Origin of the sequence: Pseudomonas sp. NPDC090203, assembly GCF_044746765.1 — a bacterium.
GTDB lineage: Bacteria > Pseudomonadota > Gammaproteobacteria > Pseudomonadales > Pseudomonadaceae > Aquipseudomonas > Aquipseudomonas putida_AD.
Map to the genome: position 1 here is coordinate 46568 of NZ_JBIVCV010000005.1, position 23724 is coordinate 70291.

The window sequence follows — 23724 nt, forward strand, 5'->3', positions numbered from 1 at the left end:
TCCTTAGCGGCGAATCACGCCGACGCTCAGCCCTTCGATGACCAGGTCCTGATCTTTCAGGTTGACCTCGATGGGGGCGAAATCAGGGTTCTCGGCGATCAGCCAGACCTTGCTGCCTTCACGCTTGAAGCGCTTGACGGTGACTTCGTCGCCGATGCGCGCCACGACGATCTGGCCGTTGCGGGCTTCGCGGGTGGTGTGGACCGCCAGCAGGTCGCCGTCGAGGATGCCGACATCCTTCATGCTCATGCCGTGGACCCGGAGCAGGTAGTCTGCGCTAGGGTGGAAGAACGCCGGGTTGATGGCCAGGGATTCCTCGACGTGTTGCTGGGCCAGGATCGGCGCACCGGCAGCGACGCGGCCGATGATCGGCAGGCCGCCGGTGTCGTCGTTCTTGGCCTCGAAGCCCGGAATGCGGATGCCGCGGGAGGCGCCAGGGGTCATCTCGATGGCGCCCTTGCGTGCCAGGGCCTTGAGGTGCTCTTCGGCAGCGTTGGGGGATTTGAACCCCAGTTTCTGAGCGATTTCCGCACGGGTGGGCGGGTAGCCGTTGTCTTCGAGACAGCGTTTGATGAAATCCAGAATCTCGGCTTGGCGTGCTGTCAGTTTAATCATGTACGTCGCTCTGTCTTTTTATACAGTGACTGGGATTATATACAGTGATCGCGTCTTGGCAATCATCCTTTTATCCGGCGCAGCCGATGACCGTGCAAAGATCCCTCGCGGACTTTGCCAGGCAGTGGCTGTAAGTGCCGATTTGTATGATTAAATGGCGTGACCGGACGGGCAGAAAACGAACGGGCAGGGTTGACAGGAAATCGCTTGAAACGTATGTTTCAAACAAGTGTTTGTCAGGCGAAGAACCATGGCTCAGTCGGAAACAGTTGAACGAATTCTCGATGCTGCAGAACAGCTGTTCGCCGAGAAGGGTTTTGCCGAAACGTCGTTGCGGCTCATTACCAGCAAGGCGTCGGTGAACCTGGCAGCGGTGAACTACCACTTCGGTTCGAAAAAGGCGCTGATCCAGGCTGTGTTCTCGCGTTTCCTGGGGCCGTTCTGCCTGAGCCTGGACAAAGAGCTTGAGCGCCGCCAGGCCAAGCCCGAGCACAAGCCGACCCTTGAAGAGCTGCTGGAAATTCTCGTCGAGCAAGCCTTGGTGGTGCAACCTCGAAGCGGCAATGATTTGTCGATTTTCATGCGTCTGCTGGGCCTGGCGTTCAGCCAGAGCCAGGGCCACCTGCGCCGCTATCTGCAAGACATGTACGGCAAGGTTTTCCGCCGCTATATGCTGCTGGTCAACGAGGCCGCGCCGCGTATCCCGCCTATCGAGCTGTTCTGGCGCGTGCACTTCATGCTCGGCGCCGCAGCGTTCAGCATGTCCGGTATCAAGGCGTTGCGCGCCATCGCCGAGACCGATTTCGGCGTCAATACCTCTATCGAGCAGGTCATGCGCCTGATGGTGCCCTTCCTGGCCGCCGGCATGCGCGCCGAAACCGGGGTGACGGACTCTGCCATGATCAGCGCCCAGCTCAAGCCACGCAGCAAAAGCGCGACGCCGCCGACCCCCGCCAAAGTCTGACCGCTCTCGCAGTACGGTGCGGTGAATTTGCATCGCACCCCTCGATCCCTCACCATGCCGGTCTGAGCATTGGTTGTTGAAGGATCTTGGTATGAATTCTGGCCTGCAAGGCTCCCTGATGGTGGACGTCGCCGGTACCTGGCTGACCGCCGAAGACCGTCAGTTTCTGCGCCAGCCCGAAGTGGGCGGCCTGATTATCTTTGCCCGTAACATCGAAAGCCCTCGCCAGGTACGTGAGCTGTGCGCGTCTATCCGCGCCATTCGTCCTGACTTGCTGCTGGCGGTCGATCAGGAGGGCGGGCGGGTGCAGCGCCTGCGCCAGGGCTTCGTGCGTCTGCCAGCCATGCGCGCGATTGCCGACAACCCGAATGCCGAATTCCTCGCCGAGCAGTGCGGCTGGCTGATGGCAGCCGAAGTGCTGGCCGTCGGGCTGGACTTGAGCTTTGCGCCGGTGCTGGACTTGGACTACCAGCGCAGCGCGGTGGTGGGCAGCCGTTCGTTCGAAGGCGATCCCGAGCGTGCGGCGTTGCTGGCGGGTGCTTTCATTCGCGGCATGAACGACGCTGGCATGGCGGCCACCGGCAAGCATTTCCCGGGGCACGGCTGGGTCGAAGCGGATTCCCATGTGGCGATCCCCAACGATGAACGCAGTCTGGAAACCATCCGGGCCAACGATCTGGTGCCTTTTGCCCGCTTGAGCAAGCAACTGGCGGCGGTCATGCCGGCTCACGTCATCTATCCGCAGGTGGATTCGCAACCGGCAGGTTTCTCTCGGCGCTGGCTGCAGGACATTCTGCGCGGCGAGCTTGGCTTTGACGGGGTGATTTTCAGTGATGACCTGTCCATGGCCGGTGCCCATGTGGTGGGCGATGCCGCCAGCCGTATCGAGGCGGCCCTGACGGCCGGTTGCGACATGGGCCTGGTGTGCAACGATCGCGCTGCCGCAGAACTGGCCCTCAGTGCTGCGCAGCGGATGAAAATCACCGCCCCTGCGCGAATTGCCCGGATGCGTGGGCAGGGGCTGGCGACCACCGAATACCGTCAGCACCCGCGCTGGCAGGCCGCGCTGGGTGCGCTTCGTGACGCCCAGTTGATCGACTGAGCCTGGTGCAGATCAGTTGGGGCGCAGTTGCAGGCGCCCCTGCTGATCGACCACTACCTTGTAGGCATCGTAACTGTTCAGTGAAGGATGCTGCGTCTGTAGGCTGTGGGTATGCGCCGCCGTGACCACCATCACTTGCGCCCCGGCCGCTTCGGCCGCTGCAATACCCGCCGCCGCATCTTCGAATACCAGGCAATCCTCTGCCTTCACGCCCAAGCGCTGGGCACCCAGCAGAAAGCAGTCCGGCGCGGGTTTACCTCTCTCGACGTCTTCGGCGCTGACCAGCACCTGCGGCAGCGGCAGGCCGGCCGCGAGGATCCTGCGCTCGGCCAGTTGGCGCGGAGCGGAAGTGACCACGGCCCAGCGGTTGTCCGGGATCGCAGCGAGTAACTGCGCGGCGCCCTCAACGGCTACCACGCCCTCGACATCCTCGATTTCCGCCTCGGTCAGCCGCTGCGCTTCGAGTTCCGGATCAACTCCCGGCAGGTTCAAACGGCGCAGGGTGTCGATGCAGCGCACCCCGTGAATGGTCGCGAGCAACTCCTGGACATTGACGCCCTTGCTCAGCGCCCATTGCGTCCAGACCCGCTCGGCGGCCACGGTGGAGTTGGTCAGAGTGCCATCCATGTCGAACAGGAAGGCGGCGAATGAGTGCTGCTCTGGCATGCATGCTGTCCTTTTATGAAGCGCTGTCGTTCAGTCGATTCGCGAGCCTAGCATGCACTGCACAGAGAGTCTGTCAGTAGCGGCGCCAGTGCCCCGGCATCCACAGCCACTGATTGCCAGCCCAGCGGTAGTGTCCCGGCACCCATTGTGCGCCGGGGGCGGGCATCACGGGCACGACCTCTACAGGCGGCGGTGGGCGGCGCGGGTGAACCGGCTCGACGACACAGCCGGACAATGTGAGGGTGAAGGCGGTGGCCAGCAGGGCGGCCTTGGTGAATCGCAACATGGGAAATCCTTGTGTCGACCTGGCCCGCACCTGATTGGTGGGGCGTACAGGGATTTAACGTTGCATGGCGCAGAATCCGTCGCCGGTTTTTACTCTTTCATCGCGTTGCGTGGCAGCGCCTGACGCCGGTTGACCATCGCCTCGGCCAGTTTCTGGCGTTCATCGGCCGGCAAGGTGGCGGCGAAGTCGGCCAGAGTGGCGTCAACGCGGGTGCGCAGGCTGATGTCGGCGGTGCGGGCGCGGTCCAGGTCGGCGTCCAGCGCATCGCGATCCAGCGCTGCAGATTGCAGGCGCTGCACGACATCGGCGTGGGCCTGACGGCTGGCGACGATCAGCGCCTGGTTTTGCGCGCGGGTTTCACGCAGCAGGCGGCGCAACTGATGGCGACGGGCTTCGGGCAGTTGCGCCAGCGCCTGATGCAACCCGTGTTGCACCACGCTGCGGGGAGGGTGCGGGCGGTTGGACCATTGATACCAGCCGCCCGCAAGGCCGCCGATCAGGAAAACGTTGGTCAGCACCGAGGCGATCAGTAGGGTTTTGAAGCGAGCGGGGGCCTGGCTCATTGATCGTTCTCCTCGGCATCCAGGCCCTGGAAGAGCTCGACATCGCCATGGTCGAAGATGCTGGGCAATACCTCGGGGGTGCCGGTGAGCGGCAGGCTGAGGGAAACCACCAGCATTCCCGCGGCTGCACCGGCAAGGCCCACGCCGACGATGCCAAGGCTCGACAGCCATTCCCAATGCCGACGCCAGAACGATGAAGAGGCCGGGGTGAAGGCCGCTGCCAGCACTGCGCGAACCAGCAACGGATCAGGGGTGGCCGCGCGATGAGTGTCCAGTTGCCGGTCGAGCCAGGCCGCCTGCCGCAGCGTTTCATGCACGCTTGTTTCCCCCGAAGCCAGCAGGCGACGGGCATCTTCCTGTTCGGCTGCCGGCCAGTGTCGCAGGTCCGCCCCGTAGGCGTCGGCCAGATGGGCAAAGCGTTCAGGCGTCATGGTTTTCCTCTCCCTGGGCTGGCCTTGCGCTGCTGCGGGGCAAGGTCTGACTCGGCTAAATAAGTGCGCAGGTTGCGCCGGCCTCGTGACAAAAGACTTTCCAGCGCCTCGACGCTGATCTGCATCAGCGCTGCGGCTTCGGTGTTGGGCAATTCCTGGTAATACTGCAAAACGATGGCCTCACGCTGGCGGTCCGGCAAGGCGGCCAGTGCTGCGGCCATTTGTGCGTGCTGCGCCTGGGTTTGCAACTGCTCTTCGGGTAGCGGCGCGCTGTCCGGGACTTCGGCGAGGAAGTCGTCTTCGAGCAGCGGCATGCCCTTGCGGCTGCGCAGGCGGTCGTAGCACAGGTTCAACACGATGCGGTGCAGCCAGGTGTCGAAGCGCGCCTGGCCGGTGCGCCAGCCCGCCGCATGTTTCCACAACCTGAGAAAGCTTTCCTGGGCGACATCCCGGGCTTCTTCGGCATCGCCCAACAGGCGGCTGGCCAAGGCGAGCAGGCGAGGGAGTTTGCGTGACACCATCTCCTTGACGGCCTCCGGTTCGTTGTTGCCGACGCGGGCCAACAACTCAAGGTCCGGATCAGTTTCGTTCAATATGGCGTGTCTCGGTCCGGTTACTGGGGCAGCCACGTCATGTTCAAGGCTGGCGGGGAGGGTGTTGAAATATCTTGTTACTACTGACCGCATCCCCGCCAATGGTTCACCGCACCCAGCGACCTTCTATCCAGTACCAGTTCGGACCGCGCGCCACCCAGTGGCCCGGCTGCCAGTGCGCATTGGGTCGCACGCGCTGCCAGTGCCCGGGCGCCCAGACATAGCCCCGGCCCTCCCAGCGCCAGTGACCGCGGTCCCAGGCATATCCGGGCCGCCCGCCCGGAACCGGCTCCATGCGCATGGGGGGTGGCGCCTGGCGAATGATGATTTCCTGCGCGTAGGAGGGGGTGCTCGCCAGTGCCGCGAGTGCGACCGGGATGAGCAGGGCGTAACCTAATCTGGCCAGAGATCGTGGGACTCTCATGACAACTCCTTCATGCCTGCACGCGAAAGTGAGTGCAGCTGAAGGGTTCAACGCAGGCGCTGGAAAAATCCGTCGCAGGCAGTGCGAAAAAAATGGGAGGATCGAAAGGAAGGGAGGGGTGCTAGCGCCATATGACGTTGATAGTCAACGGGAAAGGGTTCAGAAAGTTGTCCACGGAAATAGTGAATATCTCTGTGGATAACTGTCTGTAAGCCCTTGGGTGCAAGGGCTTGGTCAATATGGTCGATTAATGAACAGCTCTTTCTATGGCCTCGATACAGCCGGTCAATTGTCAGAAAACTGTTCCGCCAGGCTGATCGGCGTCATGGGTTTTTCCGAGCACAGCTCAGGATTCGGCCCACTCTACATCCGTGAGGCCCAGTTGCTCGGCCTTGGGTTTGCTGACCTTAGGCACCTTGTCAGAACGATATTTGGGGATCTGGCCAAAGCCTGCGTCCACTGACGCCCAATGCCATGCAGAAGCGCTGTCCATGGCTTCGGCGCTGATATAAAAGCTTTTGTATTTTCCATGCAGCAGATAATCGATTCTGAAATGCTTGTACTGTCCCACTCTCGTAAACCTCCCTATCAGTCGCTCACACTTCACTGAGTCGCCAGGGCCAGGAAAATTCACTCGAATTGATCCGTTGGGGTGCAAACGGTGCGTATTGGTACAGACGAAGGGGGCCAGTGTTGCAGATGCAGGCAAATGGATGGTCAGACCCGCTCGTAGCAGCACGGCTTGCCGGCGGGGGCGATATCCAGGCCGCTCCCGCCGGCAAGCCGTGCTGCTACGGGTCCGAGTTAAACCAAGGCTTTTGCTTCTGATCTTGGTACGCGATGGTGCGGACGACGCCGAACGCGACGTAAAGGCGCCAGGCCGAGCGCAGGCGTCGTGGAGGGGGATGAGCGGCAGGAAGCCGCGAAAGCTGTGCGGGCCAGGGACGGCCCATCACAGCGTGCCCCCGGAACGGCGCCGGAGTCGAGGGAAGTCCGACGAAGGAGGACCCCAGCCAGGAGCAAATGGTTTGCCTACTTTCCCGAAAGAAAGTAGGTCGCCCGTAAGGGGCGAAACCCTAAGCCAAAGAAAACGCGAAAACGGATGTATACCCGTCCTCAGCGTCGCACAAGCCATTTCCCACGCAGAGCGTGGGAACGATCATCACCCAGGCGCTAGTCTGCAACACGCCTTACTTGGTCAAAAACTTGAACACGGTCGTCTGGCTATACGCCTTGCCCGGATCCAGCCGCGTGGACGGGAAGTTCTTCTGGTTTGGCGAGTCCGGATAGTGCTGCGTCTCCAGCGTGAATGCCCCCCAATGCGGATAGATCTTGCCGCCCTTGCCTTTGACCGTGCCATCCAGGAAGTTGCCGGTATACAGCTGTACCCCCGGCTCGCTGGTAAAGAGTTGCAGACGACGACCCGATTTCGGATCGCTCACGTCCGCAGCAAGCGCCGCCACCTTGCCCTTGGTGTCCAGCACCCAGTTATGGTCATAACCGCCCTGGGTAGGCTCGGCGAATTTCAGCTGCTGGTGGTCTTCGCGGATGCGCTTGCCAAAGGCCACGGGCTTTAGGAAGTCCATCGGCGTGCCTGCCACCGGTGCGATCTCGCCGGTTGGAATCAGCTTCTCGTTGACCGGCGTGTAATGGCTGGCGTGAACGATGGCCACCTGATCCAGAATATCGCCGTTACCTGCACCCGCCAGGTTGAAGTAACTGTGGTTGGTCAGGTTGAGCACCGTCGGTTTGTCGGTCGTGGCGTGGTACTGGATGCGCAGTTCGTTCTTCTCGTTGAGGCTGTAGGTCACCTCGGTTTTCAGCGTACCGGGAAAGCCCATCTCGCCGTCCGCCGAGACATAGGTCAGCTTGACCCCGACCCAGCCCTTGTCCTTGACCTGTTCGGCCTTCCAGATCTGCTTGTCGAAGCCCTTGGTGCCGCCGTGCAAGGCGTTGGTCTTGTCGTTCTGCGGCACCTGAAAGGATTTGCCGTCCAGGCTGAACTTGCCGTCCGCCAGACGGTTGCCGAAACGGCCAATCGTGGCACCAAAGTAGGACGTGCCCTTGAGGTAGCCATCCAGATCATCGAAACCGAGCACCACGTCTTCTGTCTTGCCATTCTTGTCCGGTACCAGCAACGACTGCAGCGTGCCGCCATAGGTGATCACCGTGGCCTGCATCCCCAGGCTGTTGCGCAGGGTGTATTTCTCGACCGTGGTGCCGTCCGGCATCTTGCCGAACGCTGCGTGTTCGCTGGTGAGGCCCGTTGCGCCGTTGGCTTGCAGGGCGGCGGCCAGCAGGGTCAGTCCGATAGCAGGGATAAGCGTCTTCCTCATTGCGTCCTTCCTTTTTTGTTATTGAGCAGCGACGGCTGTAGGAGTGAGCTTGCTCGCGATGGCGTTCGTTCAGTCGGCTCCGTTTACAGGCTCGGACCCCATCGAGAGCAGGCTCATTCCTACATTGGTAATACTATTTTGGCTTCCTGTGACGGTATTTCTGTTTTATAGATCAAAAACACTCGATTTAAAAATAAATTGTAATACTATTTAGCTCAACTGAAGCTCGACTTCAGTCGCGAATCAGGTGTAGACCAGCTTTCGCCACTTGTACAGCCGTTTGACAGTCAATCATATGATGATTAGCCTCGATCTGCGGAAAGCACCGCAAAAAGGGGTAGGGCATGAGCAACAGTTTTCACGCCTCGACCGTAGACCGTCTCGGCGCCTGGATTGCTCAAGGCAGTGTGCCGCCGGGGCAGGCACTGAAGGTTGAAGCGGCGTTGGGCGAGGAGTTCGGGGTCAGTCGTACGGTGATCCGCGAGGCCATCAAGACGCTGGTGGCCAAGGGCATGCTGGAAGTCGGCCCGAAGGTCGGGACGCGGGTGTTACCGGTGCGCAGCTGGAACCTGTTCGACCCGCAGGTGGTCGGCTGGTTGGCAGCCAAGGGTTTGCCAAAGAGTTTTGTGATGGACCTGCTGGATCTGCGCCGGGCCATCGAACCGATGGCGGTGCGTTGGGCGTGTGAGCGGGCAACCCCTGCGCAGATCGCCGAGATTCAGGCGGCGTATGGCCTGCTGGCGGACAGCGTGGCGGACATGGGCGATTACAACCATGCCGACCAGCGTTTCCATGAGGCGGTGCTGGCGGCCAGCCATAACCAGTTCATCGAGCAGATGCTGCCGGCGCTGGGTGCGCTGCTGGCGATCTCTTTCGAGGTTTCCTCGGCGGTGCCGGGCGAATTGGGACGCACGCTACCGCTGCACAAGGACCTGGCGGACGCCATCGCCAGCCGGGATGCAGCGCGAGGGGTCTGGGCCTGCATGAGCCTGATCGAGAACGCCTGCGAGGTGATTTCCCGCTCGCTGAGCGACTGAGCGACAAAAGCTGTTCAAGACGGGCTGCGGCCCTGGACAAGAATAAAAACAGGACATTGGCATGAAGTGGCTTGCGGTCTGTGACCAGCGTTTCAAATTGGCCGAAGGGCCGTTCTGGGATCAATCCCGGCAGAGCCTGTACTGGGTCGACATCGCCGGGTTTCGCGCCCTGCGCCTGCATCAGGGGCAGGTGCGGCACTGGCAATTCAACGAGCCTGTCTCGGCATTCATCCCCACCACTCAAGGCGATGCGCTGGTCACCCTGGCCAGTGGCGTGTACCGCCTCAACCTTGAATCCAGCGCCGATGCGCCTGGTCTGGCGCTGTTCTGCGAGGCCGATCCGGTGCCGGGCAACCGCGCCAACGAAGCCCGCTGCGACAGCCAGGGGCGGTTGTGGCTGGGCAGCATGCAGAACAATCTGGATGCCAAGGGCGGCGACGTACCGCTGGAACGCCGCTCCGGCGGGCTGTTCAGGGTCGATGCCCGTGGCCAGTCAACCCCGCTGCTGGGCGGGCAGGGCATCGTCAACACCCTGCTCTGGGCCGATGACGACAGCGCGCTGCTGACCGCAGACAGCCTTGACGGTGTGATCTACCGCTACCCGATACTGACCGATGGCTCTCTGGGCGAGCGGCGCATCTGGGCAGCACAGCATGTGCGCGGCGTGCCCGATGGCTCGGCGATGGATGCCCAGGGCTATGTCTGGAACGCCCGCTGGGGTGGGCATTGCATCATTCGTTTCGCGCCCGACGGCAGCATAGACCGGATAGTCGAAGTGCCGCTCAGTCACCCCACCAGTTGCGTGTTCGGTGGTCCCGACATGGCCACCCTGTTCGTCACCAGCGCCAGGCCTTCCAGTGGAGCGCTTGAACTCGATGGCTGTGTGTTGAGCGTTGAAACCGGCATTCAGGGGCTGGCCTGCCAGCGCTTTGCCGGCTGAGGATTTCGGACTGCAAGCGAGTGTCACGGGCAGTGTGACACTCGGTTACATAGACTGCATTGATAATATGATATGACTGTTTTCAGTCGAAACGACCGTCGGGCCCTCACGCTTTCCGGTCGCCACGACACTCACTGCTGGACGCTGTAGCTAGTCAATAAAAATAAGGAGTTAGCTATGTTGAGTCGCCACGGGATTCGCTCCCTGTGCTGTGCTGCTGTTGCCACCGCTATCGTTGGAATGAGCGGCGGCGCCATCGCTGCCGACAAGGTCAAGATTGGCTTTCTGGTCAAACAGGCCGAAGAGCCATGGTTCCAGACCGAATGGCAGTTCGCTGAAAAGGCCGGCAAGGATCACGGTTTCGAAGTCATCAAGATCGCCGTTCCCGACGGCGAGAAAACCCTCACCGCCATCGACAACCTGGCCGCCAACGGCGCCAAGGGTTTTGTCATCTGCCCGCCTGACGTATCCCTGGGCCCTGCCATCGTCGCCAAGGCCAAGGCCAACGATCTGAAGGTCATGGCCGTGGACGACCGCTTCGTCGACGCCAAGGGCAAGTTCATGGAAGACGTGCCGTACTTGGGCATGGCCGCGTTTGAAGTGGGCCAGAAGCAGGGCGCTGCCATGGCGACCGAGGCGCAGAATCGCAAGTGGGACTGGAAGGAAACCTACGCGATCATCAACACCTACAACGAACTGGACACCGGCAAGAAGCGCACCGACGGTTCGGTCGATGCCCTGAAGAAAGCCGGCCTGCCTGAAGATCACATCCTCTTTACCCCGCAAAAGACCCTCGACGTGCCGGGCAGCATGGACGCCACCAACGCGGCCTTGCCTAAACTGCCAAGCGGCGCGAAAAACCTGATCGTCGGCGGCATGAACGACAACACCGTGCTCGGTGGTGTGCGTGCGACCGCCGGTGCAGGCTTCTCCCCGGACAACGTGATCGGGATCGGCATCAACGGCACCGACGCCATCGACGAGCTGAAAAAGCCGAAGAGCGGCTTCTTCGGCTCGATGCTCCCAAGCCCGGACAAAGAGGGCTACAACACCGCCCTGCAGATGTACGAGTGGGTCACCACTGGCAAGGAGCCGCCTAAATACACCGCCATGGACGACGTGACGCTGATCACCCGTGAGAACTTCAAGGACGTGCTGACCAAGATCGGTCTGTACAAGTAATCCCTGGCGACAATCTGCAAGGCCTCGCTTCACCCCAGGGTGGAGCGAGTGGGAGGTGGTTCATGCAACAGGCTTCTGCACCACAGGTACAGCAACAACAGGCGGGCGGCAGCCTGCGTTTCAACGGGATCGGCAAGACCTTTCCGGGGGTCAAGGCGCTGTCCGACATCAATTTCGAAGCCAGGCCCGGCAGTGTTCATGCGCTGATGGGCGAGAACGGCGCGGGCAAATCGACGCTGCTCAAGATTCTCGGCGGCTCGTACCAGCCCAACAGCGGCGACCTGCAGATCGGCGATCAACACCTGGCGTTCAAGTCCACGGCTGACAGCATTGCCGCCGGTGTCGCGGTGATTCACCAGGAACTGCACCTGGTGCCGGAAATGTCGGTGGCGGAGAACCTGCTGCTGGGGCACATGCCCAATCGTTTCGGGTTGGTGAATCGTCGGGCCATGATGCGTCGCGCACGCGAACTGCTCAAAGGCCTGGCCGATGAAATCGATCCGGGCACGCGCCTGGGCGATCTGTCCCTGGGGCAACGGCAGCTGGTGGAAATCGCCAAGGCCATGTCGCGCAATGCCCACGTCATCGCGTTCGACGAACCCACCAGCAGCCTCTCGGCGCGCGAGATCGACCGCCTGATGGCGATCATCGTCAAGCTGCGGGACGAGGGGCGGGTGATTCTGTACGTCTCCCATCGCATGGAAGAAATCTTTCGCGTCTGCGATGCAGTTACCGTCTTCAAGGACGGACGTTTCGTACGCACTTTCGAGGACATGGCCGACCTGGACCACGACCGTCTGGTGACCTGCATGGTCGGCCGCGACATTCAGGACATCTACAACTACCGCCCGCGCCAGCACCAGGGCCCAAGCCTGCGTGTCACCGGTCTGTTGGGGCCTGGCTTGCAGGAGCCGGTGAGTTTCGCGGTGGATAAAGGCGAAGTGCTGGGCTTTTTCGGCCTGGTCGGCGCTGGGCGTACCGAGCTGTTTCGCATCCTCTCCGGATTGACCAGGAGCCAGGCCGGCACCCTGCAACTGGACGGCAAGCCGCTGAACCTCCGGTCCCCGCGCGACGCCATCGCCGCCGGGGTGTTGCTGTGCCCCGAGGACCGCAAGAAAGAGGGCATCGTACCGCTTTCCAGCGTGGCCGAGAACATTAACATCGGCGCCCGCCCACGGCATGTGCACCTGGGTTGCCTGATCCAGGGGCGCTGGGAGCGGGACAACGCGAAGACCCAGATCCGCTCGATGAACGTCAAGACGCCATCACCCGAGCAGCAGATCATGTTCCTGTCCGGCGGCAATCAGCAAAAGGCCATTCTGGGCCGCTGGCTGTCGATGCCGATGAAGGTGCTGTTGCTGGACGAGCCGACTCGCGGCATCGACATCGGCGCCAAGTCCGAGATCTATCAGATCATTCATAACCTGGCCGCCGAGGGGATCGCGGTGATCGTGGTGTCCAGCGATCTGATGGAAGTCATGGGCATTTCCGACCGGATTCTGGTCATGAGCGAAGGCGCCATCACTGGCGAGCTTTCTCGTGACGAGGCCAACGAACAACGGTTGTTGCAACTGGCACTGCCGCGCACTCGCGGCTGACACCGGGTCAAGACAGTGAAAAATAAAAACGAGGTGCGTATGTCTACCGAAACCAGCCTGACGGCTCCCCGCCAGGGCATGAACATGCGTCGATTCTTCGACGACTGGGCCATGCTTCTCGCCGCATTGAGCATCTTTGTGCTCTGTGCCTTGCTGATCGACAACTTCATGTCTCCGCTGAACATGCGCGGGCTTGGGTTGGCGATTTCCACGGTCGGCATCGCTGCCTGCACCATGCTGTTCTGTCTCGCGTCCGGGCATTTCGACCTCTCGGTCGGCTCGGTGCTGGCCTGTTCGGGGGTGATCGCCGGGATCGTGATTCGTGACACCGACAGTGTGTTTTTCGGGGTCTCTGCGGCCCTGGCCATGGGGCTGGTGGTGGGGCTGATCAACGGCATCGTGATCGCCAAGCTGCGGATCAACGCGTTGATTACCACCCTGGCGACCATGCAGATCGTGCGCGGTCTGGCCTACATCTTTTCCAACGGTAAAGCGGTGGGCGTGGGTGACGAAGGCTTCTTCGTATTCGGTAATGGCCAATTGTTCGGCGTGCCGGTGCCGATCCTGATCACCATCGTCTGCTTCGTGTTCTTCGGCTGGCTGCTGAATTACACCACCTACGGGCGCAACTCGCTGGCGATCGGCGGCAACCAGGAAGCTGCATTGCTGGCGGGTGTGCACGTGGACCGCACAAAGATCATCATCTTCGCGGTGCACGGCCTGATCGGCGCGCTGGCGGGCGTGGTCCTGGCCTCGCGGATGACATCCGGGCAACCGATGATCGGGCAGGGCTTCGAGCTGACGGTGATTTCCGCGTGCGTGCTGGGCGGGGTATCGCTCAGTGGCGGAATCGGGATGATTCGTCACGTGATCGCGGGGGTGTTGATCCTGGCGATCATCGAGAACGCCATGAACCTGAAAAACATCGATACCTTCTATCAGTACGTGATTCGCGGGACGATTCTGTTGCTGGCGGTGATCATCGACCGGTTGAAGCGCCGCTGACATCACCCGAACCGTAGCAGTCCGGCTTGCCGGCGTCGGCGATTTCCAGGACGCCGTCGCGGGCAAGCGCGCTCCTACAGGAATGAGGCCCGCCCCCCCGTAGCAGCACGGCTTGCCGGCGTCGGCGGTTCAGGATCCGCTCACGAGCGATGACGTCACGCCGCAAGGCTCTGCTCGACCCACTTGCAAAACCCGAGCATCGCGGTGTCGCTCATCATCGGGCCGATGAGTTGAATCCCCAGGGGCAAGCCCTGATCGCCGAACCCCACGGGCAGATTCAGGCTCGGCAAACCCAGCAGGCTCCAGATCCGCGAGAACAGCGGATCACCCGTGCGCTCCAGCCCAAGGTCGGCCTCGCCGCAGGCACTGGGTGTGAGCAGCAGGTCATAATCGGCAAAGCCCCGCCCCAACTGATGCCGCGCCGACGCCACCTGTGCCCGGTGCTGCACACTCTGTTCAAAGGTCACGCGCGACCCACGCTCAAGCATCGCGACCAGTCTGTCGCTCAACAGCTCGCCATGATTCAGACGCTCATCGGCCAGCGCCTTGAATGCCTCGCCACACATCACCTGATCGTGCACCTCGACCAGGGCTGCCACTGAATCGGCCAGGGTCACATCGACCATGTGCACCTTATTGGCTGCCACCGTCCGCAGCGTGGATTCGAACGCCTGTTGCGCCGACGCACTGGCCTTGTCCCAATAGGGTGAGCGACACACGCCGATACGCGGCTTGCGATCAACGGGCAACTGACGCCACTGCGGCGCGTTGGCCATCACCGACGTCAGCAGGGCCACGTCATCCACACAGCGACCGAATCCACCCACGGTGTCCAGCGATTCGCTCAGGCTCTTGACCCCGGCGCGGGAGATCAGGCCGAAGCTGGGTTTGAAACCCACCACGCCACAAAAGGCCGCAGGCCGAATCACCGAAGCTGCGGTCTGCGTCCCCAACGCCAACGGCACCATGTGCGCACCGACGGCGGCCGCCGAGCCGCTGGATGAACCGCCGGGTGTGTGATCCGGGTTGTGCGGATTGCGCGTCGGGCCAGGGCTGAAGGTCGCGAATTCGCTGGTGACGGTCTTGCCCAGCACGAGCGCGCCGGCGTCCCGGCACAGAGCGACGGCTGCGGCGTCATGAACCGGCCGGTGCGTCTGGTAGATCGGCGAGCCGTAACCGGAAGGAAAATCCCGAGTGTCGAACAGATCCTTCACCCCCAGCGGTAAACCGTGCAGGGGGCCGCGCAACGGGCCGCGATCCAGCGCCCGTGCCTGCGCCATCGCGCTGGCCCCGTCGTACTGGCGCCACGCCAGAACCTGTGGTTCGCGCGCCTCGATGCGCTCCAGGCACGCGCCCAGCAGCGCCTCGGCGCTGAGCGTCCGGGTTTGCAACAGGCGGGCGGCTTCGCTGGCGGTGAGCAGGGTCAGGTCATGGGGAGTCATGGGCGCGGCACTGTCCGGTTGTTGTTCTGAAGAAGCCGGATCATGCCGCAGGCAATGCGCGGTGTACACCGGGCACGCAGGGGAGGTCAGCTGAGCCGTGAGGTTTCGAAAATCAGCCGGATGGACGCCTGGGCCAGGGCCTGGGCTTCGTTGCGGAAGGTATCGAGTTCCGTCTTCACGGCATGGTCGTCAATGTCGTTTGCCTGGGATTCGATCAGAATCGTGATCTGGAACAGGGCCTCGATCAGTCCGTGCAGGTTACGATGCAGCTGATGCGTGACCTTGCTCATGTGTTCATTCGTGGCCGCGCCGTGGGGCGGCATGAGCGCCTGGGCGATGGTGTCTCCGGGACGTGAGCGGGTGCCGGTCAATACGTAATAGATATCGACGCCAGCTTCGGCGATTCGCAACAGGTAGTCGGCTTTCGGAGAGCGGGCACCGCTTTCATAGTTGCCCTGGGCATTGGTCTCGACGCCACCAAGGGTGCCCAGTGCGCTTTGCGACAGTTTCAGGCGAGTGCGTTCTTCGCGAAGTCTCGGGCCAATCCCTGTCATGTGTTTCTCCCCGCTGGCAGTGTTGCAGGCGGTGTCGCCCGCAAAAAGCCGGCAGCACGCACGATTTACAATCACGCTAAAGATGTATGGACGTTTAATTAATCAACTTCATGAATATGCCATGAATTGGTGCATTAAAGCCGTCTATCGGCTCCAAGACAAGTGTAAGTATTCGATTGGATCCTGATGTATACAAACGTTTGGAGGGTTTTTTTATGAAACGGCCGTATGGCAGTGGTGAGGTGTAAATTATACTCGTTCGCGTACATGTACAGCTTTATTCATGTTTTCTCGATGTTTATATCTAAATAGAAAGACTATTCATTCAATTAGATACTTTATTGACACTCGTTTGAGTGTCAATAAGTTATTGAGTAACATCACGAAGGGCAGCGAGTACCCGGTTGCCGGCCCCAGTCGGTCGCGGTTTTGGCAATGATGTCCGCCAGCGAGGAAAGGGCTTTCTGGTGGGCCAGCACCAGATTTTCGATGCCCGGCCCCGCAGGTTGACGCACCACGCTACTGCACGTCAGGGTCTGGCGTTGGCCATTGTTTTGATTAGAGCGAATACTCAAGTTCCAGACTACATCGATCATCGCATATTGGCCGATGATCGATTCGAAGCGCCGAACATCGGTACGAATGGACAATACAGGTAGTTCGTTCTGTTTGGGTAATCCTGCCAGATCTCGAACTCCGAAACGACGTTCTAATTCTCCCGTTAGTGCATCATGGAACTCATCGCCCAGTGGTGCGCCCCAGCGATCGTTCTCCAGAATCGCCAGGCTACCGTCGCCCTGGCGCACGACCAGCGGGGGCTGATCGACCTGAACGGCCATCAGCACCGGCTGCATTTCGAACTGGAATGGCACCTGTGCGTGAGTGGCCTGGGTCTGGGTCGCAGGGGCTATCAAAGTATAGTAATGGGTGGGCGTGGACGAACAGGCGCCAAGGCCCAGGGCGCACGCCAGGACCAGCAGGTGGTTACGCACGGTCATTGTGCAGGCTCCGGAGCAATTTCACGGGAAGAGGACGAACCTTTGTACGAGCCGGGCGCAGCATCGCCGGATCGACCGCGGATCAGTGATTCGGGATGGCGGCTGAGGAAGTCGGTGAGGACCCGGACCGAGCGCGCGGTGCGCTGGACTTCTTCCATGGCCTGGCCCAGTTGCAGCCGCGCCGGGGAATCATCCGACAGCGTAGCGTTGGCCGTGCCAATGGTCTTCTGAGCCTGCGCCAGGGTGCCGGTGACTTGCGGCAGGACCTGGCCGTTGACGTTCTTCATGGTCTTCTGCAGTTCGATCAGGCTGCCATTGAGGTTGTTCGCCAGGTCGTCGATCGGAATCTTGCCGAGCTTGTCGACGAAGGCCTGCAACTGTTCCTGCAGCTTGTCGAAGCTGCCGCCCACGGTTGGAATCTCCAGCGGACGAGCCTTGGCGTTATAGGCGATTTTCGGTGCCTTGGGGTCGAAATCCATGGCCACGTAAAGCTGGCCGGTCAGCAGGTTGCCGGTACGAATCTGCGCCCGCAGACCGCGCTCGACAAAACCGCCCAGGATTCTCGAGGTCTGTTCCTCTTCGTCGCCGCCACCGGCCTGCTCGCGCAGTTTGTCGTTGGCCGCGCCCAGGCGTTGCGGGTAAATCACCGCGCCGACCACGCCGGGGAAGGTGCGGGTGGCCGGGTCGTAGTCCAGGTCCACCGAGACCACGCGGCCGATGTTCACCCCCAGGAAGTCCACCGGGGCATTGACCACCAGGCCGCGCAGGGACTGGTTGAAGCGCATGCGGATGTATTTGGGATCGCCGTCGGGTGGCGCCAGGGCGGTGGCCTGGTCTTCGAACAGCTTGAACTCGGCGTTGCTGTCGGCAGGCTTGGCGTCCGGGCTGTACTTGGGTTCGCGAAAGGCGATGCCGCCGGAGATGATCGAGGTCAGCGACTGCGTCGATACCTTCAGACCGGCCGCACCGATGCTGACGTCCACGCCGCTGGCGTTCCAGAAGCGCGAGTCGGTCAGCACGTACTGATCGTTTGGCGAGTTGACGAAGATCTCGATGTCCACGCCCTTGCCATCCTTCGCCAGTTCATAGGCCACCACCTGACCCACCTGAATGCGGCGGAAGTAGATCGGCGAGCCAATGTCCAGCGACCCCAGGTCATCGGTGTGCAGGATGAAGCGCTTGCCCTTTTCGCCAAAGGTCACCGGCGGCGGGGTCTCAAGGCCGGTGAAGTCCTTTTTGGTTTCCTCGGAGCTGCCCGCGTCGGCGCCGATGAAGGCCCCGGACAGCAGGGTATCGACCCCGGAAACACCGTGGGCACCGATGCGCGGGCGCACCACCCAGTATTGCGTGTCGGCGCGGGTGAAGGGGGTGGCCGACTGATTCAGATCGATGGTGGCCAGTACGTGAGTACGGTCGTCGCTCAGGGCGATATCGGAAACGGTGCCGATGACCACGTTCTTGTACTTGACCTGGGTCTTCTTGGCTTCGAGGCCTTCGGCGGTCAGGAAGCTGACCACCACCTTGGGGCCGACGTTGAGGAAGTCGTGGATGACCATCGACAGGCCGATCACCCCGGCCACGATCGGTACCAGCCAGACCAGGGAAATACGCGCCTTGCGGGCCTTGACTTGCGGTCGCCCAGGGGCCTGCGCCGACGGGGGTAGGGTGTTCTCAGACATCTTCAACCTCTGCATCCCAGATCAACCGGGGATCGAAACTCATGGCGGCAAACATCGTCATCACCACCACCAAACCAAAAAACAGGATGCCCAGCCGCGGCTCGATGGTGCTCAAGCCGCGGAACTGGACCAGCGCCGCGACCAGCGCGACCACCAGCACATCGAGCATCGACCAGTAGCCGATCAGCTCGATGAAGCGATAAAGCCTGGAGCGCTCGCGCATGGCCCACTGGCTGCGGCGCTGGCAGGTGTAGAGCAGCATGCCCAGCACCAGGAACTTGATGCACGGCACCAGCACGCTGGCGATGAAAATCAGGATGGCAATGTCCCACGAGCCGCCCTCGGCGAACTCGATCACACCGCTCATGATGGTGTTCTCACTGGACCGGCCCAGCAGGGTGGTGAACATCACGGGCAGGGTATTGGCTGGAATATAGAAGATCAGCCCGGCGATCAGGAACGCCCAGGTGCGCACCATGCTGTTGGGTTTGCGCGTGTGCACCGCCGATTCGCAGCGCGGGCAGACATGGGTATCTTGCGGGCAGACATAGCCGCACACATGGCAAAGGGTCACGTTGCGCTCGCGGGCGAAGGGAATGCCGTTCATTCGGGCTGCACTCCCAGCTCGTCCCACAGCCTTCTGATGTCCTTGCCGGCGATCAGCACGATCAGCACCATCAGCATCGCCATGGCCCACAGCCCGACGCCGGGATGCACGTCGAGCATGCCCGCCAGCTTGATGATGGCCACCAGGATCCCCAGCAGACATACCTCCAGCATGCTCCAGGGGCGCAGGTGCTCCAGGGTGCGCATGCAGGTCTTGAAGCCTGGAGCGATCTCGTTGCGATGGGCGTGCACCAGCACCCAGAACAGCAGGGCGATCTGCAGCGCCGGGGCCAGGATGATCGCCAGCCCCGCGACCAGCGCGATCAGGGTGATCTGCCCCTGGGCCAGTGCCTCGACCGAGCCCCAGAGCGTGACCTCGTTGTACAGGCCTTTCATGCTGATGCTGATCACCGGAAACACATTGGCGAAGATGAACAGGATGCCGGCGGCGATGCTCAGCGCCAGCATCTGCTCGATGCTCATGCGATGGCCGCGATCGAGCACCGCAGCGCAACGCAGGCAATAGGCCGATTCGCCCTTGCTCAGGGGGTGGGCCTCATAGAGCGAGTCGCAGTGCTCGCAGATGATCCACTGGGCGGGATCGTCTACTGGTGGAGGCGTTGGATACATGGACAGCACGCTGATAGGTTCGATTGAGACATTGACCACATTGCCATCATCCGGTTCGATGCCAAGGTGTCGGTATTGGTGAATCAAAGCACGTTTTCGCACCCTGCCCGTGGTTGAGCTGTTGCGGTGTGTGTGGTCGGGGACGGACAAGTGTACCGCGCTGCGGCCCCGCGCGCTCCGTCCGATGCACATTGGACATCCGCTCGCCGCACCGACTAGGATCGATGCCTTGAGCCAGGGTCGGTGGGGTAGGGTGATGTCTGCATGGCGTTTGAACAGTTTATGGATGGACCAGCTGGACGAGCCGCTGACGCCCAGGGCATCGCTGCAACAGGACCTGGATGTCGATGTGGCGATCATCGGCGCCGGGTACACCGGGTTGTGGACGGCCTACTATCTCAAGCGCCACGCCCCGCAGTTGAACGTCGCCATTGTCGAGGCGCAGACCGCAGGCTTTGGCGCCTCGGGGCGCAACGGCGGCTGGGTCATGGGCAACCTGCTGGGCGATGACCGGATGCTCGCGGGGTTCTCGGCAGAAGATCGCCGCGCCTCCTACGATTTGCTGTTCGGCATCCCCGATGAGGTCAAGAGCGTCATCGACCGCGAAGGCATCGACTGCGATTATCGCAAAGGCGGCGCGTTGTACTGCGCAGCGCGTTATCCCGAACAGGAAGCCAGCCTGCGCGCCTATCTGGACAAACTCTACAAACAGGATCTGACCGAGGCCGACTATCGCTGGCTCACTCCTGAGCAATTGAGTTCGCAGCTGCGGATTGCCCGTGCCTACGGCGCCATTCATTTTTCCCACCTGGCGACCATTCAGCCGGCCAGACTGGTCCGAGGCCTGGCGCGGGCGGTCGAGGCGCTGGGCGTGCCGATCTATGAAAATACCCCGGCCACCGACTGGCAGGCCGGGCAGGTCACAACCGCCCATGGCCGGATTCGCTGCCGTTGGGTGGTGCCTGCGGTGGAGGGGTATGCGGCCAGTATGCCCGCTCTGGCCCGCTATCAATTGCCGGTGCAGAGCCTGATTGTCGCGACCGAACCCTTGCCAGCGAGCGTCTGGGATGAAATCGGCCTGAACCAGGGCCAAGCGTTTGGCGAGAGCAGCAGGCAGGTCACCTACGGCCAGCGCTCGATGGACAATCGGCTGATCTTCGGCGCCCGTGGCGGCTATCAGTTTGGCGGCCGCCTGCGGGAAAACTTCGATCTGAGCACCAGCGAAGTCGAACTGCGGCGCTACCTGTTCGGCGAGTTGTTCCCGCAGTTGAAGAAGGTCCGCATTACGCATTCCTGGGGCGGCAACCTGGGGATGTCCCGGCGGTTTCACCCTCACATGCTGTGTGACCGGTCAAGCGGAATTGCCCTGGCCGGCGGTTACGGCGGGGAGGGTGTGGCGGCGAGCAACCTGGGCGGACGCACCCTGGCGGACCTGATTCTTGAGCGCGACACGCCGCTGGTTCACCAGCCCTGGGTGATTCGCGAAGGTGGGCTCAAGGCCCTGAAAGCCTGGGAGCCGGAACCCTGCCGCTGGCTGGGCTACAACGCAATCATCCGCAGCTTCGTCAGCGAAGACCAGACCCTGGCGGACCCCGCGACACCGGCCTGGCGACGCAAGATCGCCATGGGCGTGGCGGATTTCATGGAAGGGTTCATGAAGTGACCCGACGCCCATAAGATCGCCGTCGCGGGCGAGCGCGCTCCTACAGGAATGAGGCCCGACCCCGCCCGTAGCAGCACGGCTTGCCGGCGGGGGCGTGCGCAAGATCGACCCGAGGCCAGCCGACTAGAGCCTGGCCCAGAAATCCTCGGCGAAATCACTCAACGCCATGGTCGGCCTGAACAGGCGGATTTCCACTGGAATGTCCCAATGCTCATCCAGTGCCCGGATCAGTTTGCCGCTGCTGATTTCAGGTTCAGCCAGGGTCCTGGGCAGCCAGGCGATGCCTTTGCCTTCAAGCGCCATCGACAGCAGCACCGCCGCCAGATGGGAGGTGAACACCGTGTGCACGTTCGGCGGCTGAGGCTCCTTGCGCAGGCGTGCGGAGACGATGCGGCCCAGCCCCGATTCAGCGGTGTAGCCCAGCAGTGAGAGCGGGGTGTCGCCGCCAATGGCGTGCACCTGTTGCCCCTGCAACGCCATCAGCACATCGCTGCCCACCACCTTGGAATGAAAGGATTCGGCGGGAAATTGCGGCGGCACTTCCGGGTGCTGGTGACACAGCAAAAACTGTACCTCGCCGCCCAGCAACATCTGCTCGCAGACCCGCATGTTGTCCGAATGCAGCCGGATCGCTTCGATGGGGCTGGTCCGTTCGGCCGCCCGCACCCAGCCCGGAAAAAACGTGAACGACAGCGAATGGGTGGCCGCGAAATGCAGCGAACGCGCCTGCTTACCGGCGACTTCGCGGGCTTCCTGGCGCATTTGATACAGGCGCCGGGTCATCTCCTGGGCACTGCCGATCATGTGCCTGCCGGCCTCGGTCAGGGTCGCGCCCTGAGTCGTGCGCTCGAACAGATCGACCCCGACCCAGGTCTCCAGCGCGCGGATCCTGCGACTGAATGCCGGCTGCGTGACGTGGCGCAATTCGGCGGCACGGGAGAAGTTGCCGCTCTGTGCCAGGGCGTTGAAATCTTCCAGCCAGACCAATTCCATCGTGATGCCATCCGCGCATTGAGTGCCGCGTTTTTAGCATTGGCCGCGCGCAAAGGTCCAGCCCTAGAGTGGCCCCGTCAACCGCTGCACCTCTTTCGAAAATAACAGGAGTGACCCATGCGCATCGTCGACATTCGCGAGAAAACCGTGTCCATTGCCTCGCCCATTGCCAACGCCTACATCGACTTTTCCAAGATGACCTGCTCGGTGGTGGCGGTGGTCACGGATGTGATTCGCGACGGCAAACCGGTGATCGGCTACGGCTTCAACTCCAATGGCCGCTACGGCCAGGGCGCCCTGATGCGCGACCGTTTCCTGGCCCGGGTGCTGGAAGCCGACCCTGAATCGCTGATCGACCAGGAGCACAATAATCTGGACCCGTTCGCCATCTGGAAAACCCTGATGACCAACGAAAAACCTGGCGGTCACGGCGAGCGTTCGGTGGCTGTGGGCACTATCGACATGGCGGTGTGGGACGCGGTTGCGAAGATCGAGGGCAAGCCGCTGTATCGCTTGCTGGCTGACCGTTATCGCAACGGCGTGGCCGACGACAAGGTCTGGGTGTATGCCGCAGGCGGTTACTACTACCCCGGCAAGGACCAGAGCAAGCTCAAGGCCGAGATGCAGAGCTACCTAGATCGAGGCTACGACGTAGTGAAAATGAAAATCGGCGCGGTGCCGCTGGCCGAAGACCTGCGCCGCATCGAAGCGGTGCTGGAAGTGGTGGGCGACGGTCAGCGTCTGGCGGTGGACGCCAACGGCCGTTTCGACCTCAAGACCGGTATCGCCTACGCCGAAGCGATTCGCCCCTACAACCTGTTCTGGTACGAGGAAGTGGGTGATCCGCTGGATTACGCGCTGCAAGCGGAGCTGGCCAACCACTACGACCTGCCGATGGCCACCGGCGAAAACCTGTTTTCCCATCAGGACGCGCGCAACCTGCTGCGCCACGGTGGCATGCGCCCGGACCGCGACTTCCTGCAGTTCGACTGCGCACTGTCCTACGGGCTGGTGGAGTACCTGCGCACTCTGGATGTGATGCAGGAACTGGGCTGGTCGTCGCGCCGCGTGGTGCCCCACGGCGGTCACCAGATGTCGCTGAACATCGCCGCCGGCCTGCACCTGGGCGGCAACGAGTCGTACCCCGACGTGTTCCAGCCGTTTGGCGGCTTTGCCGATGGCATCCGGGTAGAGAACGGCTACGTCGGCCTGCCGGACATTCCGGGCGTGGGCTTCGAAGCCAAGTCGGCGCTGTATGCGGTGATGCGCGAGTTGGGTGAGGGCGCCTAAGTCCTGCTCATTCCACTTTGTAGGAGCGCGCTTGCCCGCGACCACGATCTGACAGCGATGAATGCATCGACTGACACGACGCCTTCGCGGGCAAGCGCGCTCCTACAAGAAAAGCTTTTCGTGCAAC

At 61.9% G+C, this 23724-nt stretch carries 25 protein-coding genes; 9 read left to right on the top strand and 16 right to left on the bottom strand.

The window, feature by feature from the left end:
• Positions 1–3: 3 nt before the first annotated feature.
• Positions 4–615 carry a transcriptional repressor LexA gene (lexA, locus tag ACIPO9_RS10085; RefSeq protein WP_274133339.1) on the bottom strand — a complete coding sequence of 204 codons (612 nt, stop codon included), beginning with the start codon at positions 613–615 and terminating at the stop codon, positions 4–6.
• A 250-nt stretch (positions 616–865) separates the two neighbouring features.
• On the opposite strand from lexA, the gene ACIPO9_RS10090 reads away from it, so the two are divergent.
• Together ACIPO9_RS10090 and nagZ are read left to right on the top strand one after the other, a co-directional pair.
• Complete coding sequence (locus ACIPO9_RS10090) at positions 866–1579, top strand: TetR family transcriptional regulator (RefSeq protein WP_400780601.1); 714 nt, start codon at positions 866–868, stop codon at positions 1577–1579.
• A 103-nt stretch (positions 1580–1682) separates the two neighbouring features.
• On the top strand, positions 1683–2681 hold the full coding sequence (nagZ, locus tag ACIPO9_RS10095) for a beta-N-acetylhexosaminidase (protein ID WP_400781057.1): 999 nt from the start codon (positions 1683–1685) through the stop codon (positions 2679–2681).
• 12 nt (positions 2682–2693) lie between these two features.
• On the opposite strand, the gene ACIPO9_RS10100 is transcribed toward nagZ, so the two are convergent.
• From ACIPO9_RS10100 to ACIPO9_RS10135, 8 genes are all read right to left on the bottom strand, one after another.
• Positions 2694–3347, bottom strand: a complete 654-nt coding sequence (locus tag ACIPO9_RS10100; RefSeq protein WP_400780604.1) for an HAD-IA family hydrolase — start codon at positions 3345–3347, stop codon at positions 2694–2696.
• Between the two features lie 73 nt (positions 3348–3420).
• Complete coding sequence (locus ACIPO9_RS10105; protein ID WP_274133336.1) at positions 3421–3633, bottom strand: hypothetical protein; 213 nt, start codon at positions 3631–3633, stop codon at positions 3421–3423.
• 89 nt (positions 3634–3722) lie between these two features.
• Entirely contained in the window at positions 3723–4196 is a 474-nt protein-coding gene (locus ACIPO9_RS10110) for a periplasmic heavy metal sensor (protein ID WP_274133335.1), read from the bottom strand.
• Positions 4193–4627, bottom strand: a complete 435-nt coding sequence (locus ACIPO9_RS10115; protein ID WP_400780605.1) for a hypothetical protein — start codon at positions 4625–4627, stop codon at positions 4193–4195. The genes ACIPO9_RS10110 and ACIPO9_RS10115 overlap by 4 nt, the downstream gene beginning before the upstream one ends.
• Positions 4624–5220: an RNA polymerase sigma factor gene (locus tag ACIPO9_RS10120; RefSeq protein WP_400780608.1), complete on the bottom strand. Its 597-nt coding sequence runs from the start codon at positions 5218–5220 to the stop codon at positions 4624–4626. The genes ACIPO9_RS10115 and ACIPO9_RS10120 overlap by 4 nt, the downstream gene beginning before the upstream one ends.
• 106 nt (positions 5221–5326) lie before the next feature.
• Positions 5327–5644, bottom strand: a complete 318-nt coding sequence (locus tag ACIPO9_RS10125) for a YXWGXW repeat-containing protein (protein WP_400780610.1) — start codon at positions 5642–5644, stop codon at positions 5327–5329.
• A gap of 346 nt (positions 5645–5990) precedes the next feature.
• Positions 5991–6215, bottom strand: a complete 225-nt coding sequence (locus ACIPO9_RS10130; RefSeq protein WP_274133327.1) for a DUF6555 family protein — start codon at positions 6213–6215, stop codon at positions 5991–5993.
• Between the two features lie 619 nt (positions 6216–6834).
• Positions 6835–7980, bottom strand: coding sequence for an aldose epimerase family protein (locus ACIPO9_RS10135; RefSeq protein WP_400780611.1), 1146 nt, complete (start codon positions 7978–7980; stop codon positions 6835–6837).
• Positions 7981–8324: 344 nt separating this feature from the next.
• Between ACIPO9_RS10135 and ACIPO9_RS10140 the strand changes: the two genes are divergently transcribed.
• The 5 genes from ACIPO9_RS10140 (at position 8325) to araH (ending at position 13742) form a co-directional block, all read left to right on the top strand.
• Positions 8325–9017, top strand: coding sequence for a FadR/GntR family transcriptional regulator (locus ACIPO9_RS10140; protein WP_400780614.1), 693 nt, complete (start codon positions 8325–8327; stop codon positions 9015–9017).
• A 61-nt stretch (positions 9018–9078) separates the two neighbouring features.
• Positions 9079–9957 carry an SMP-30/gluconolactonase/LRE family protein gene (locus ACIPO9_RS10145; protein ID WP_400780615.1) on the top strand — a complete coding sequence of 293 codons (879 nt, stop codon included), beginning with the start codon at positions 9079–9081 and terminating at the stop codon, positions 9955–9957.
• Positions 9958–10134: 177 nt separating this feature from the next.
• Positions 10135–11139, top strand: coding sequence for a substrate-binding domain-containing protein (locus ACIPO9_RS10150; RefSeq protein WP_274133318.1), 1005 nt, complete (start codon positions 10135–10137; stop codon positions 11137–11139).
• 62 nt (positions 11140–11201) lie between these two features.
• A complete protein-coding gene (araG, locus tag ACIPO9_RS10155) occupies positions 11202–12737 on the top strand; it encodes an L-arabinose ABC transporter ATP-binding protein AraG (protein WP_274133316.1) in 1536 nt (511 codons plus the stop codon).
• Positions 12738–12776: 39 nt separating this feature from the next.
• A complete protein-coding gene (gene araH / locus ACIPO9_RS10160; protein ID WP_400780616.1) occupies positions 12777–13742 on the top strand; it encodes an L-arabinose ABC transporter permease AraH in 966 nt (321 codons plus the stop codon).
• A 155-nt stretch (positions 13743–13897) separates the two neighbouring features.
• Here araH and ACIPO9_RS10165 read toward each other — a convergent pair whose 3' ends face one another.
• The 6 genes from ACIPO9_RS10165 to ACIPO9_RS10190 all read right to left on the bottom strand — a co-directional run bounded on the left by ACIPO9_RS10165 (position 13898) and on the right by ACIPO9_RS10190 (position 19651).
• The gene (locus ACIPO9_RS10165) at positions 13898–15184 is read right to left on the bottom strand and encodes an amidase (RefSeq protein ID WP_400780618.1); all 1287 of its coding nucleotides are present in this window, start codon (positions 15182–15184) and stop codon (positions 13898–13900) included.
• 86 nt (positions 15185–15270) lie between these two features.
• On the bottom strand, positions 15271–15738 hold the full coding sequence (locus ACIPO9_RS10170; protein ID WP_400610381.1) for a helix-turn-helix domain-containing protein: 468 nt from the start codon (positions 15736–15738) through the stop codon (positions 15271–15273).
• A gap of 380 nt (positions 15739–16118) precedes the next feature.
• Entirely contained in the window at positions 16119–16736 is a 618-nt protein-coding gene (locus ACIPO9_RS10175; RefSeq protein WP_400780621.1) for a membrane integrity-associated transporter subunit PqiC, read from the bottom strand.
• A complete protein-coding gene (locus ACIPO9_RS10180) occupies positions 16733–18415 on the bottom strand; it encodes an intermembrane transport protein PqiB (RefSeq protein ID WP_274133306.1) in 1683 nt (560 codons plus the stop codon). Before ACIPO9_RS10180 ends, ACIPO9_RS10175 begins: the two co-directional genes overlap by 4 nt.
• Positions 18408–19022 (bottom strand): paraquat-inducible protein A, encoded by a 615-nt coding sequence (locus tag ACIPO9_RS10185; protein ID WP_274133304.1) that lies wholly within the window; start codon positions 19020–19022, stop codon positions 18408–18410. Before ACIPO9_RS10185 ends, ACIPO9_RS10180 begins: the two co-directional genes overlap by 8 nt.
• A complete protein-coding gene (locus ACIPO9_RS10190) occupies positions 19019–19651 on the bottom strand; it encodes a paraquat-inducible protein A (protein WP_400610455.1) in 633 nt (210 codons plus the stop codon). The genes ACIPO9_RS10185 and ACIPO9_RS10190 overlap by 4 nt, the downstream gene beginning before the upstream one ends.
• Positions 19652–19907: 256 nt before the next feature.
• On the opposite strand from ACIPO9_RS10190, the gene ACIPO9_RS10195 reads away from it, so the two are divergent.
• Entirely contained in the window at positions 19908–21314 is a 1407-nt protein-coding gene (locus ACIPO9_RS10195; RefSeq protein ID WP_400780624.1) for an NAD(P)/FAD-dependent oxidoreductase, read from the top strand.
• Positions 21315–21437: 123 nt separating this feature from the next.
• On the opposite strand, the gene ACIPO9_RS10200 is transcribed toward ACIPO9_RS10195, so the two are convergent.
• Positions 21438–22307 (bottom strand): LysR family transcriptional regulator, encoded by an 870-nt coding sequence (locus ACIPO9_RS10200; RefSeq protein ID WP_400780627.1) that lies wholly within the window; start codon positions 22305–22307, stop codon positions 21438–21440.
• Positions 22308–22424: 117 nt separating this feature from the next.
• Here ACIPO9_RS10200 and ACIPO9_RS10205 point away from each other — a divergent pair, with 117 nt between their 5' ends.
• The gene (locus ACIPO9_RS10205; RefSeq protein WP_400610372.1) at positions 22425–23597 is read left to right on the top strand and encodes a mandelate racemase/muconate lactonizing enzyme family protein; all 1173 of its coding nucleotides are present in this window, start codon (positions 22425–22427) and stop codon (positions 23595–23597) included.
• The last annotated feature ends 127 nt before the right edge of the window (positions 23598–23724 follow it).